9 protein-coding genes are annotated in these 13,327 nt (G+C 63.5%); all 9 read left to right on the forward strand.

Going from position 1 to position 13,327, the window contains the following annotated elements; all coding sequences use genetic code 11:
• Positions 1–126 precede the first annotated feature (126 nt).
• The 9 genes from OGI63_RS02325 (at position 127) to OGI63_RS02365 (ending at position 13,267) form a co-directional block, all read left to right on the forward strand.
• The gene (locus OGI63_RS02325) at positions 127–1,662 is read left to right on the forward strand and encodes a peptidase U32 family protein (RefSeq protein WP_004268481.1); all 1,536 of its coding nucleotides are present in this window, start codon (positions 127–129) and stop codon (positions 1,660–1,662) included.
• 328 nt (positions 1,663–1,990) lie between these two features.
• Positions 1,991–3,196 carry a polyphenol oxidase family protein gene (locus OGI63_RS02330; RefSeq protein ID WP_004268483.1) on the forward strand — a complete coding sequence of 402 codons (1,206 nt, stop codon included), beginning with the start codon at positions 1,991–1,993 and terminating at the stop codon, positions 3,194–3,196.
• A gap of 26 nt (positions 3,197–3,222) precedes the next feature.
• A complete protein-coding gene (locus OGI63_RS02335) occupies positions 3,223–4,050 on the forward strand; it encodes an IspD/TarI family cytidylyltransferase (RefSeq protein ID WP_004268485.1) in 828 nt (275 codons plus the stop codon).
• 1 nt (position 4,051) lies between these two features.
• On the forward strand, positions 4,052–4,729 hold the full coding sequence (locus tag OGI63_RS02340; protein WP_012619694.1) for a pyroglutamyl-peptidase I: 678 nt from the start codon (positions 4,052–4,054) through the stop codon (positions 4,727–4,729).
• A gap of 158 nt (positions 4,730–4,887) precedes the next feature.
• On the forward strand, positions 4,888–6,606 hold the full coding sequence (locus OGI63_RS02345; RefSeq protein ID WP_004268488.1) for a hypothetical protein: 1,719 nt from the start codon (positions 4,888–4,890) through the stop codon (positions 6,604–6,606).
• A gap of 180 nt (positions 6,607–6,786) precedes the next feature.
• Positions 6,787–8,127 carry a C1 family peptidase gene (locus tag OGI63_RS02350; RefSeq protein ID WP_004268489.1) on the forward strand — a complete coding sequence of 447 codons (1,341 nt, stop codon included), beginning with the start codon at positions 6,787–6,789 and terminating at the stop codon, positions 8,125–8,127.
• 471 nt (positions 8,128–8,598) lie between these two features.
• Positions 8,599–9,729: a 3-deoxy-7-phosphoheptulonate synthase gene (locus OGI63_RS02355; protein ID WP_004268491.1), complete on the forward strand. Its 1,131-nt coding sequence runs from the start codon at positions 8,599–8,601 to the stop codon at positions 9,727–9,729.
• A 214-nt stretch (positions 9,730–9,943) separates the two neighbouring features.
• Positions 9,944–11,947 carry an acyltransferase family protein gene (locus tag OGI63_RS02360; protein ID WP_004268492.1) on the forward strand — a complete coding sequence of 668 codons (2,004 nt, stop codon included), beginning with the start codon at positions 9,944–9,946 and terminating at the stop codon, positions 11,945–11,947.
• Positions 11,948–12,019: 72 nt separating this feature from the next.
• Positions 12,020–13,267: a 3-deoxy-7-phosphoheptulonate synthase gene (locus OGI63_RS02365; protein WP_004268493.1), complete on the forward strand. Its 1,248-nt coding sequence runs from the start codon at positions 12,020–12,022 to the stop codon at positions 13,265–13,267.
• Positions 13,268–13,327: the final 60 nt, after the last annotated feature.

Here is a 13,327-nt window from a genome sequence, read left to right on the forward strand (position 1 = left end):
TCTGGAGACGGCACGGCATACGGAATGTTCCCAGAGACGGGGCATGGCTGTGCCGCCCGCTATACTGTGTGGTCTGCATATCCCATGTGGTCTGCATTCCCGTGAATCCAAGCGAAGTGTGGTGGCATGAAACGTCGTGGCAAACCAGAGGTGCTCGCGCCGGCAGGCAATCTGCGCGGGTTGAAGACCGCCGTCGATTACGGCGCCGACGCCGTGTATTGCGGCGGCAAGTCGTTCGGCATGCGTTCGGCGCCGCGCAATCTGAGCCTCGACGACTTCCGCGAGGGCGCCGCGTATGCGCATGAGCGCGGCGCGCGCGTCTATGTCACGCTCAACATTCTGCCGCGCAACAACGAGATCACGGCGATAGAACGGTACATCGAAGATCTGCGCACCACCGGCGTGGACGCGCTGATCGTCACCGACATCGGCGTCATGATGCTCGCGCATAGGATCGCGCCCGAACTCGAACTGCATGTGAGCACGCAGGCCGGTGTGACGAATTACCTGGCGGCGAATGCATTGCATGACCTCGGTGCGCGTCGCGTGGTGCTCGCGCGCGAGATGGATTTGCAGGCGGTGCGCGACATTCGCGCGAACATTCCCGACGACTTAGACATCGAGACGTTCGTGCACGGGTCGATGTGCATGGCGTTCTCCGGGCGCTGCCTCATCTCGAACTACCTGACCGGCCGCGACGGCAATCATGGCGAATGCGCACAGCCGTGCCGTTGGAAATACTCGCTCGTCGAGGAGAAGCGGCCCGGGCAGGTGTTCCCGGTGGAGGAGACCGCGCAAGGCACGTATCTGTTCAATTCGCAGGACATGAACATGATGGCGCATCTCGACGATCTGATCGATTCGGGGGCGACGTCGTTGAAGATCGAAGGGCGCTCGAAGTCCGCGTACTATGTGGCTGCGATGACGAACGCGTACAAGACCGCGGTGAACGAATACATGGTGCAGCGCGGGTTCGAAGACGAAGCGGGCAACGAGCTCAAGCCGTTCCATGACCGTGTGGTGCGCGCCGGTGAGGAAGGGTTTGCAGATTCCGCACGCGACACGATCATGCTCAATGCCGACGCCGCGTTCGCCGGCATGCCGAACTGGGACAGCGCGAACGACGAAGGCGAGGCCGGCGGGATCTCGAACCGCCAGGCGCGCAGAACCGGTCTCAAGCGCCAGGGGCAGCTCGTGGAGGAGTCCGACGACGGATGGCGGCATGCACCTGTGCGACCGGCACCGCATGTGGAGTTGCCGCAATGGCTCATGGAGGAGCCGTACAAGGTGGCGCACCGCGATTACAGCACCGGTTTCTACTACCCGGAGCAGAAGGTGACGCAGAACACCGATCGCAGCGCATACTTCCGCGATTGGCTCGTGGTGGGCGAGGTGCTCTCGTGGAGTCCCGAGGAGGGCGGTCGCGTGACGATCATGAGCCGTAACAAGATGGAACCGGGCCAGCTCGTCGAGTTCCTGCTGCCCGGGCGCGCGCCGCTCGAGTACGTCGTACCGGACGGCGGCATACGCGACGCCGACGGCAACGAGGTGCCGATGGTGAACAATCCGGCCCATGTGTTCTCGTTGCCGTTGGGCGTGGAGGTTCCGGTGAACGCCGCGTTGCGCTCGCGCACGAAGAAGCCGACGCTCAAGGCGGAGTGAGCGCTGCTCGTTGGCCATTGTGTGCATTGGGCGCAGATTGGCCGACGGACAGCGCTGCCCATTGGCCATTTTGCGCTGCAATGCGGAAAGAGGTCAATGGGTGGGGCAGGATTGTCGAAGATGCTTTCGGTCCGGCTCGTCGGTCGGTCATTTCGTGCAGGTGGGCACGATTCGGCCGGTGAGGAACGTGCCTCAACGACATTTTCGAGCCGAACTGTGCAAAGTGGCCGCAGGAAGACGCGACAGGATGTGTGCAAAGGGGCGCAGGATGCTTAGACCAGAGCTGAAGGCGCTTGTGCGGTTGGCGTTGGCGGCTATTGTGTGACGTATGAGTGAACAAGAACAGCATACGGATGAACAGAACGCGAACGCGGCACCCAAGCCGATGCAGATCAATCTCGATGACCTGCTCAAGGCGGTGCAGGCGCATGGGCAGAAGACCGTGGAGCAGGAAGACAAGGCCGCACGCGAAGGGGGGAAGGACGCCGACGGCAAGACCTATGACGATGCCATTCTCGACAGCTCGGCCATCGAACCCACCGACGACGAGGGCAACCCGATTCCAGTGACGATTCCGGTGGTGCTCTCGCCCGGCATCACCGTCATTTACACCACCCGTCTGGGAGGCGTGAGCGCCGAGGAATGGGCGCACTTCAATCTTGGAGGCAAGTCCGGCGACGACCCCGTTGCTGTGGAGCGCAACCGCGAGGCGCTTGCCGACGAACTCCATGTGAAGCTCTCGCTCATCGACCAGGTGCATTCGGGCAAGTCGGTGGACATCGACGAGGTCTATACCGAGAACAAGCCGTTCGGTTTCGACGCATCCGGTTCCCATACCGAGGCCCAGGCCAAGGCGAAGCGTGCGGGCGAGCCGGTGGTGGACGACGTTGAGTCCGAGAACGCCGAAGTGCAGGTGATCGAGGGCGATGCCCAGGTGACCTGCCGCAAGGACATCGCCATTGGTGTGTTCGCCGCGGACTGCCTGCCGGTGCTGTTCGCCGACCCGCAGGCCGGGGTCGTCGCCGCCGCACACTGTGGGCGTAAGGGCCTGCAGCGCAATGTGATCGCCGCCACCGTCGACATGATGGTGAAGAAAGGTGCCTCCAAGGAGAACATCGTCGCCACGCTCGGCCCGGCCATCTGCGGCGATTGCTACGAGGTGGGCGACCAGATCGCCGACGAATTCGACGCGCAGTTCCCGGGCACCTTCACGCTGACCCGCTTCGGCGGCCCCGGCATCGACCTCAACAAGGCGGCGCTGATGGAGTTGCACCAGGCCGGGATCAAGGACGACCGCATCTTCTCCTCGCAGCCGCGCGTCAATGCCGCCACGCAGTACCTGTCGCAAGACGCCGAGCTCGAGGAGCTGTGCCGTGAGGACAACGAGGGAGACCCGGCGCTTGAGGAGCGCATCAAGGGCATTCGCTACAGCATGTGCACGCTGGAGAACCCGCTGTGGTTCTCGCATCGCCGCGCCGAACTCGCCCACAAGAGGCATGAGGGCCGCATGCTGGCGCTCATTGTGCGTTCCTGAATGTTCATACACAGATTGGATACAACATGACTCAGCAAACCAAGGTCCCCGTGGTCGCCGTCGTGCTCGCCGCCGGCTCGGGCGTCCGTTTCGACCCCGCAAAGCCAAAACAGCTGGTGGCATTGAACGGCAAGCCGATCGTCGCATGGAGCATCGAGGCATTCGAGAACGACGAGCATGTGGACGACATCGTTGTCGTGGTGAACAACACCGTGCGTGAGGCCGTCGAGCAGCTCATTGACGATGCCTCATACGCCAAGGTGCGCGCGATCATCACCGGAGGCGCCGAGCGCAGCGATTCCACCGAGGCCGCGCTCACCACGCTCGCCGACGCCGGCATTCCGCAGGATGCCAAGATTCTCATCCACGACGCCGTGCGCCCGTTCGTCTCCCGTCAGGAGATCGACGGCTGCATCGACGCACTCGACGAGTTCACGGCGGCCACCGTGGCCTGCCCCTCCACCGACACGATTCTGCTCACACAAGACCTGGGTGACCGCGAGGTGATCCAGTCGGTGCCCGAACGCCGCCATTCGTTCCGCGCGCAGACCCCGCAGGCCTTCCGCTTCGGCACAATCCGCGACGCCTATGCGAAGGCGGCCGGCGACCCGGATTTCCGGCCCACCGACGACACCCGCGTGGTCGTCGACTATCTGCCCGACCAGCCGGTTGCGATCGTCGGCGGATCGCCGCGCAACATGAAGGTGACCACGCAGGACGACATGCCGCTTGCCCGCGCGCTGGCGAATGCGCTTGCCGGCGCCCCGCGCGGGCCGCAGAACGAACGGCAGCGCGCCGCCAAGGAGCAGCTGCATGCCATGTTCGGCAAGGCATTCGGCGTCGAAGGCGAGTGACATGCAGGAACTATCGGTGGTGATGTCGGGCTTCGACCCGTATGAGGATGTGACGGCGAATCCGGCGCTGATCGTGCCGGACACCCTTGCCGAACAGGGCATGGGCGGCGCAATGGACAGTGACGACGACCTCAAGGACGTCGCCATCACCGTGCACGCCGTGCACATGCCGGTCAGTTTCTCCAAGGCGTGGCCGATTCTCGAGGCCGCGCTCGAGGAGCACCGTCCGCAGATCGTCGTGGCGACCGGTCTGAAGCGGGCGTCCCGTGGCATTCTGCTGGAACGCTGCGCCATCAACGTCAAAGACACGAACCGGCCGGACGCCGACAACAAGGTGCCGAGCCACCATGTGATCAATGCGGCCGGCCCCGCAGCATACTGGACCGGGTTGCCGTTGAACGCCATACTCGGTGCGTTCGCCGCCGACGAGATTCCGGCATCGCTCAGCTCGAACGCCGGCACCTTCGTATGCAACGCGCTGTTCTACAAGCTGCAGGACTGGGCATCGCGCCAGGGTCGCACGCTGAGCGGCTTCGTCAATCTGCCGCCCGTGGACGAGCGCGAACACTCGCAGCATGGGCTCACGCTCGACCAGCAGATTCGCGCCGGCCGCGACGTGATCCGCGAGACCGCACGCTACTATGTCAAACCGATCGGCGTGAACACGCTCATTGCATAGTCGGCGCCCTCACCTGCAGATTGCCGCATGTCTGTGGGGTAATCTGCAAAACATACGCTCAATGTGATTTTTGCGGACGTCTGCGCGTTTTCCGCGGACCGACGCATTAAAGTGCAGTTATATATGCGTTTGCATTCGGCAATCGGAAAGGTTTGAACATGGTGGATCGTTTCCCGGTAGTTCTGCGCGGCTACGACAAGGAGCGCGTGGACGAGGCGATGCTGGCGGCACAGAACAGCATCGACCGTTTGCGCGAACAGGTGAAGGCAGGCGACGACACGGTGCTGCAGCTGCAGGCGCAACTGCAGGAGGAGAAGAACCGCAAGGCGAACACCGACAACTCGTTTGCCTCGCTGGGCGCCAACGCCCAGCAGATGCTCGCCTCCGCCGAGCAGACGAGCACCGAGCTGCTCGAACGTGCCAAGAAGGACGCGGCCTCCGCGCGCACGGAAGCGCAGTCGCAATCCCAGACGCTCGTGAACAACGCCAAACTCGACGCCCAGCACCTGGTCGACGACGCGCAGGCGAAGGCCGACACCATTCTCAAGAACGCGCAGAGCGAGGCGAACACCATCGTGACGAACGCCCGTCAGGAAGCCGAGCAGCTGCGCGCCTCCACTGCGAAGACGGTGAGCGACCAGCGTCAGGCGCTCGACCTCGAGCTGACGAACTCGCGCGAGGAGCACAAGAAGCGCCTCGCCTCCGAACGCGCCCAGCAGGAGCGTGAGCTCGCGGATCTGAGCGCACAGACCGCCAAGACGATCTCCGAGCAGCGCAAAAGCGCGAACGAGGAGATGGCGCGACTCAAGAGCGAGACGAACGACCAGATTGAGACCGCGCTCGCCGACGCCAACAAGAAACTGGCCGATGTGCGCGAGCAGGTGTCGAAACTCATGACCGAGGCGCAGCGCAAGGCCGGCGAGATCACCGATGCCGCCAAGGCGCATGCGCAGGAGATCACCGATGCCGCCGAGGTGAACCGCACGCAGACGATGAGCCAGGTGAATGCGGAGGTGGAGCAGATTCGCGCCGACATCGCCGCCCAGCAGGATGAGGCGACCAAGAAGGTGCAGGAACTGCTGCAGAGCCTTGAGGAAAGCCGCAAGAGCGCCAAGGAGGAGGCCGAGAAGGAGATCGGGCAGGCCAAGCAGGCCCGCGAGGAGGCCGACGCCTACGCCGCCGAGAAGCGCGAGTCGGCCGACACCGAGGCCCGTGAGATCGTGCGCAAGGCCGGCGAGGAGGCCTCCAAGCAGATCGAGGACCGTCGCAAGGCGGCGCAATCCGAGCTCGATGGGCTCCGTAAGCGCATCGGCGAACTGCAGACCCGTGAGGCAGACATCACGCAGCGCGTCTCCGAACTGCGCTCCATGTTCGCCAACGCCTTTGCAGGCTTCGGCTTCGGCATCGACAAGCATTCGACCGACACGATGTCGGTGGTCAACACCGTCGCTGGCGACAACGACTCTTCGGACACTCCGCAGGCCCCGGCCGACAACGGCAGCGTTCGCAGCGATCTGGCGAACACCATGCTCATCAATCCCTCCGATTCGGCTCAGCATGAGGCCTCGCACCCGATGTCGCACGTCACGGTGCCGGTCGCCCCGGCCCTCCACGATCACGCAGCACAGGCGAACGCGGCGGACGACGACAACGCCGGCACGAACGATGAGGCGCAGGTTCCGGCGGTGGACATTCCAGCGGATCCGAACACGCCGTCCCCGGAGGCACCGGAGGCTCCCGCTGCGTCGGCAGCCGAGGTGATGGAGGCCATTGACGGCGACGAACCGATCAGTGACGACACCCATGTGACCGGCGACGCGGATTCGCTGTTCGATTCGAGCGACAACATGCCGGTGGCGCCGAACAACGAGCAGTGACCCGCGAAAACCAAACGGGCACATCATCATCCGATTGCATAGTCGCGCAGAGCGGCCGGAGTATTCCGGCATTCACTCTGCGCGACTTTTCTCATATGCGAGTACAGTGGCAGACAGCCGGTACCAGGCAAGAAGAACAATCACAAGCATACGAAGCAGACGAGTGGAACAGAGGAGCATATGAGCGACAAGATCAGCCCACTGAGCAGCCATGATCTCGATGATCTCACCAGCGAATTCGAAGGCAGCAAGTCCAATGTGATGGCCATGAACGCCGTGACCGCGGCAGGAATCAACAAGGTGGCGCGCAACTACGACCGTGCCCGCCTGCTGCAGCGTCGTTTCTCCACGTCGCTCGACAACGGCGAGGCCACCCATCAGGACCGCTCGGGCCGCTGCTGGCTGTTCAGCTCGCTCAACGTGGCGCGCTATGTGGCCAAGAAGACCATGAACATCAAGGAATTCGAGTTCTCGCAGAACTATGCGATGTACTTCGACAAGCTCGAGCGCGTCAACTACTTCCTGCAGGACATCGCGAACCTGATCCGCGAGGGCGAGCCGACCGACTCGCGTCTGTTCCAGCACATGCTGCACGATGTGATGGGCGACGGCGGCCAGTGGACCATGGCCATGAACGTGTACAAGAAGTACGGCGCCGTGCCGAAGGACCTGTACCCGGAGACCGAATCGTCGAAGAACACCGGCGAACTCGACACGCAGCTGCGCCGCATGCTGCACACCGCCGTCTCCCAGATGGAGAAGAGCCCGGAGCACATCGACGAGATCATTCTCCAGGCCACGAAGGCCGGCCACCGCATTCTCACCATCCACTTGGGCGAGCCGCCGAAGAGCTTCGACTGGGAGTGGACCGACAAGGACGGCGAATTCCACCGCGTGGGTGAGATCACGCCGGTCGAGTTCTGGAACCGCTATGTGGGCGACGCCGATCTGGAGAGCTACGTCTGCCTTGTCGACGATCCGCGCCACGAGCACGCCAAGGGCAAGAAGATCGGCATCGAGCACCTCAACAATGTGGCCGGCGGCGACCCGACCGAATACCTCAACGTGCCGATCCAGTTCATGAAGGACTGCGCGCGCGATGTACTGGTGGAGCAGGGCATTCCGGTGTGGTTCGGAGCCGACTGCCATCCGATGATGGACCGTGAGGACGGCGCCTGGGCCACCGACCTGTTCGAGTACGGCAAGGTGTATGACTACGACTTCACGATGGACAAGGAGGAGCGTGTGCGCTTCGCCGACTCCGCGATGAACCATGCAATGGCCTTCGTGGGCGTTGACGTGGCCGATGACAACAAGACCACCCGCCGTTGGCGCGTGGAGAACTCGTGGGGCACGAAGATCGCCGACAAGGGCTACTTCACGATGGGCGACGACTGGTTCGACCAGTACGTGTTCGAGGTGGCCGTGCCCAAGGCGCTGCTGCCCGACGAGTACCTCAAGGCCCTCGACGAGCCGGCCCAGATGCTGCCGGCCTGGGATCCGATGGGCGCCCTCGCCTAGGTTCTCCTTTCTTCCGTCGCTGCTCGGCAGCGGGACTTGACCTGAAAGGTTCAGGCATGCCCCCGCGCGCTGCCCGTTTGGCCTCGTCGCTGGATCGCAAGCGCCCTTGACGTTCCTCAGCCAAACGGGCAGCGCGCGGGGGCATGCCGTTCGCTTCGCTCACATGGCAGCCCGACTGAAACGTTGTTGTCCCGAGCTTCCCCTGGGAGGAAACGGATGCATTGATGGCGTGGCAATGCCGAGAGGGGCCGATGGCGGGGCGGGAGGTGTGAGGAACGTCAAGGGCGCTTGCGATCCAGTGACGAGCGCCTCCCGCCCCGCCATCGGTCCCTCTCGAAGCCGTTCCACCCATGAACCGCTTCTTGCCCCCCATGTGTCCATTCTGCAACATCGCTTTGCACGGTGTTGGGCAAACGCCTAATATAAGGACAGTTATTCGCCGGAATTGGAAGGAAGAGGAAAGAGGTAGCGATGGCTGCGATGCGAGGGCCCGACAGCTCACAGGATTCGGTGCTTGACGCCAATGCGGTGGTGCCCGAGACCGTCGATGTGAACATTCGTCAGCTCGATCCGATTCCCGCGCCACGCTATTTCATCAAGGAGCTGCCGCTCACCGAGCAGATGGGCAAGCAGGTGCTCGAGCAGCGCGCGCAGATCCGCGACATTCTGCATGGCCGTGACGACCGCATGCTTGCCATTGTGGGGCCCTGTTCGATCCACGACCCGAAGGCCGCACATGAATACGCCACCAGACTGGCCGAGCTCGCCGATGAGCTCAAACGCGATCTGCTCATCGTCATGCGCGTGTACTTCCAGAAACCCCGTACCACCATTGGCTGGAAGGGCCTGATCAACGATCCCGACATCGACGGCGAGTTCGATATTCGCAAAGGCATGTGGCTCGCCCGCAAGGTGCTGTGCGATGTGGTGGGTATGGGGCTGCCTGCGGCCACGGAATGGCTCGACCCGATCACCCCGCAGTACCTGTGCGACTTGGTGAGCTGGGGTGCAATCGGCGCCCGCAACACCGAAAGCCAGGTGCATCGTGAACTGGCCAGCGGCCTGAGCATGCCGATCGGCTTCAAGAACGCGACCGACGGCTCGGTCAAACCCGCCGCCGACTCCTGCTACACGGCGGCATTCGAACATCATTTCCTTTCCATCAACCTCGATGGCCATGTGATCGCCGCCGAGACGAAGGGCAACCCGGACTGCCATCTGGTGCTGCGCGGTTCCAACCACGGGCCGAACTACGATGCCGAGTCGGTGGCCGCGGCATTGCGCGACCTGCATGAATCGAAGGCGGAAGGCCCCAGCAAGCATGGGCTCATCATCGATGCCGCCCATGGCAACTGCGGCAAGAACGAGGTGGTCGAGGCGGCCGTCGTCGAGAACATAGCCGAACGCATCGCCGGTGGCGAACGTGGAATATTGGGCATCATGATGGAATCCTTCCTCAAGGGCGGTCATCAGGCGCCGGCGCCGTTGGCGCAACTCGAATACGGACAGTCGATTACGGACTCCTGTGTGCCGTGGGCTCGTAGCGAAGAGGTGTTGCGTAAGCTCGCCCAGGCCGTGAATGCGCGTCGTGCCGCACGGTAGTATATGTGACAGTTTCCATTCACATCGCGCGTGAGGCATGCCCGCGCGTGGGGTGGGGAATCGGACTCGTGTCATATGAGGGAATATGCGTAGGTTCTTTGCTCGTAAGGGCTCTACGCCGGCCGGTGCGATCGACCGGGCGGCACAGCACGATCACACTCCCCGGGCGCCGCGTGCGGTGGAGGGGGAGGCTTCGAACGCGCCTGATCTTCCAGTGGCCGCCGGCACAAAAGTTTCACGCGATGTTCCACGCGGCGTTGCGCAGGCGCGCCATTTCAACGGCGTGGACGGCCTGCGTGCAATCGCCATTGTGGCGATCATCGCCTACCATGCACGCCCGATGCTGCTCAAAGGCGGTTTTCTGGGCGTCACGTTATTCCTTGTCGTCTCCGGCTTCTTCATCACCCGTTCGCTCATGAACGCGGTGGACGGCCATCGCTTCCTGCTGTTCGACTACCTGCGCAGACGCGTGAAGCGGCTGTGGCCGGCGGTGATCTCGACGATCGGTCTGACCGCCGTGCTCGTCTATGCCTGCGCGCCGCCGCTTATTCTGAAGATGCGCGGCGATGCCGTGCCGAGCGCACTGTTCTATAGCAACTGGTCGTTCATTTTCCGCAAGCTCTCGTATTTCGATGCGGCCGGCTTGCCCTCGCCGCTCACGCACCTGTGGTATACGAGCCTGATCATGCAGTTCTACCTGCTGTGGCCGCTCCTATTCATTCCGCTGTTCCTGCACTGCCGCAGGCACTGGGTGCGCGTCGGCGTGCTGGGCGCGCTCATCGCCGCCGGCACGCTCGAGATGATGATGCTATACCGGCCAGAGGCCGACACCTCGCGTCTGTATTACGGACTCGACACCCGTGCCGCCGAGATTCTCGTGGGCGTGCTGCTCGCCATGCTCGTGCACGACAGCGCCTCGCGCAGTGATCAGGAACGGCGTGCAGCCGACGGGCGAATCGTGTTCGACAGACAGATTGGCCGATATCACGCGGTGCTGCGGCGTGGCGATCTGGGCGTTGTGGCAGCGGGTATCTGCGCTCTGGCATTGGCTCTCGGATTCCTGCTGGTGGATGCCCGTGCCGCATGGATGTACCACGGCGGTTTCCTGTTCTTCGCGGTGGTGAGTGCCGTGCTGCTGTATGCGAGCATGCAGGATGCACGGGTTGGCCGCATACTCGGTGTGAAGGCGTTGCGCTACTTGGGTTCGCGTTCGTTCTCGCTCTATTTGGTGCACTACCCGCTGCTCGAGGTGATGAACCCGGCCACGCGCACCACCGGCATACCCTGGTATGAGTGGATAGGGCAGTTCCTGGTGATTCTTATGGCAGGCGAGGCGTTCTACCAGATTGTCGAAGCGCTGACGGGCACCCCGTGGCTGCCGTGGATGCGTTGCCGCATCACCTCCGTGGGTGCGGGCAGATTGCGCACCAGCGCATGGATTCTGACGATCGTTGGCGTCGTCATGACCTTCGTCATGGCCCTGCCGCTCGACTGGCGAGCCATTGCGCACGCGCGCTCCGTCAAGGCGCGTCCCGAGCTCGCGCTGACCGCCGAGCAGGCGCGTGAACGGCTCGCGCAGCAGCAGAAGCGCGAATCTGAAACCAGTAAGGAGAACGGCAAAGAGCACAAGGACTCGAGCGGCAAGCCGAATGCGCAGGCCAAGCCCAAAGTGGCGCCGCCGGTGGTCAAGGCGCTCAAGGTGCCGGCGAATCTGGAGCCGCAGCGTTGGGCGTGCGACCGCAAGGCAATGGTCTGCCAGGCGAAGGTGCTCATGATCGGCGACTCGGTGACCGAAGGGGTTTCCGACACGCTTCGTGAGCATTTCCCGAACGCGACGATCGACGGTGCGGTGAGTCGCCAATTCGACCAAGGCGTGCAGATCCTGCGTGACGATCTCGCACGCGGCATGGATCCGCAGGTCATCGTGTTCGCACTCGGCACGAACGGTCCGGTGAGCGAGCAGATGGCGCAGCAGGTGATTGACCTCGCGGGCGGCAGACCGCTGTATTTCGCGACGACGCGCGCGCCGGTCGACTGGGTGCCCGGCAACAACGCCACGTTCATCGGCATGGCGGAACGAAACCCGAATGTGGGCATCATCGACTGGTCGGGCACGTCACAGGGGCGCGACGACTACCTGTACGACGACGGCATTCACCCCAACCAACTCGGCATGCAGGCGTATTTGCAGATGTTCCTCAACGCGTTCTGCGCATGAGCGCGCGCCGCCATTCGGCACGCCCGCGCATTCCCCGCGGATTTGCTATATTGTGGCACAGTGAGGAGGAACATGAGCGAGAATCCGTACGAGCCGATGTCCAAGGAGCAGAAGGACGCCATAGTGCAAGGGAACGGCCTCACCTACACGCATGAGCAGATGCGCCAGGTGCAGCACGCCATCGCCGCAGGCAAGAATCCGCTGGTGGTGCTCGAGAATGTGCCCAGATGGGAAGACATGGCCGGCGTGGACCGCATCATCAACCGACGCGTGCTCGAACTCGACCCGTTGCCCACACCGGCGCAGGTGCTCGCGGAACTGCCGCTCACCCGGCAGATGCAAGACATCGTCGCCTATTCGCGAGACGAGGTGCGCGCCTGCCTGTACGGCCAGGACGACCGTCTGCTGGTGATCGTGGGCCCGTGCTCGGTACACGACCCGAAGGCCGCGCTCGACTATGCGCACCGTCTGCGCACGCTCAAGGATGAACTCGGGGAGGACCTGCTCATCGTCATGCGCGTGTACTTCGAGAAACCGCGCACCACGGTGGGATGGAAGGGGCTGATCAACGACCCTGACATCGACGGCTCGCACAACATTCAGAAAGGGCTGCTGCTCGCCCGACGCACCTTGCTCGATGTGCTTGGCGCGGGCGTGGCCACGGCCACCGAGTTCCTCGAACCGACCAGTCCGCAGTATATCGCCGACGCGGTCAGCTGGGGAGCCATAGGCGCGCGCAACACGGAAAGCCAGGTGCACCGCCAGCTGGCCAGCGGCATGAGCATGCCGATCGGCTTCAAGAACGCGACCGACGGCTCGGTGAAAGCCGCCGTCAACAGTTGCATTGCAGCCGAGGACCAGCACACGTTCTTCGGCATCGACCACCGCGGGCGAGCCTGCGCCGTCGAGACCCTCGGCAATCCGGACTGCCATGTGGTGCTGCGCGGTTCCAGCTCCGGCCCGAACTACGACGCCGAATCGGTGGCGCAGGCGCTCGCCTCCATTCGCGACAAGATGGGCGACGAGGCGGCCGCCTCGCATGGGCTCGTCATCGACTGCTCGCATGGCAACTCCGGCAAGGACGACGTGCGGCAGGCGCAGGTGGTGCGCGAGATCGCCGAACGCATCGCAGGCGGCGAGCGGGGCATCAGCGGTGTGATGATGGAGAGTTTCATCGTGGGGGGCAATCAGGCGCCGGCACCGCTCGCCGAACTCACCTATGGCCAGTCGATCACCGACAAGTGCCTGAGCTGGCCGGTCACCGACGAGCTGCTGCACACGCTCGCCGATGCCGTGCGCACCCGCCGCTGGAACCGCTGACGCAGCCGCCCGCGTTCCAACCGCGGAGTATATTCGGGTGATATCGATTGCCGTATGCGC

This window comes from Bifidobacterium sp. KRGSERBCFTRI (genome assembly GCF_025908335.1).

Coding starts and splice junctions, on each gene's coding strand:
- OGI63_RS02355 (WP_004268491.1), top strand. CDS start 8,599: ATGGCTGCGATGCGAGGGCCCGACAGCTCACAGGATTCGGTGCTTGAC.
- OGI63_RS02365 (WP_004268493.1), top strand. CDS start 12,020: ATGAGCGAGAATCCGTACGAGCCGATGTCCAAGGAGCAGAAGGACGCC.
- OGI63_RS02330 (WP_004268483.1), top strand. CDS start 1,991: ATGAGTGAACAAGAACAGCATACGGATGAACAGAACGCGAACGCGGCA.
- OGI63_RS02335 (WP_004268485.1), top strand. CDS start 3,223: ATGACTCAGCAAACCAAGGTCCCCGTGGTCGCCGTCGTGCTCGCCGCC.
- OGI63_RS02340 (WP_012619694.1), top strand. CDS start 4,052: ATGCAGGAACTATCGGTGGTGATGTCGGGCTTCGACCCGTATGAGGAT.
- OGI63_RS02345 (WP_004268488.1), top strand. CDS start 4,888: ATGGTGGATCGTTTCCCGGTAGTTCTGCGCGGCTACGACAAGGAGCGC.
- OGI63_RS02325 (WP_004268481.1), top strand. CDS start 127: ATGAAACGTCGTGGCAAACCAGAGGTGCTCGCGCCGGCAGGCAATCTG.
- OGI63_RS02350 (WP_004268489.1), top strand. CDS start 6,787: ATGAGCGACAAGATCAGCCCACTGAGCAGCCATGATCTCGATGATCTC.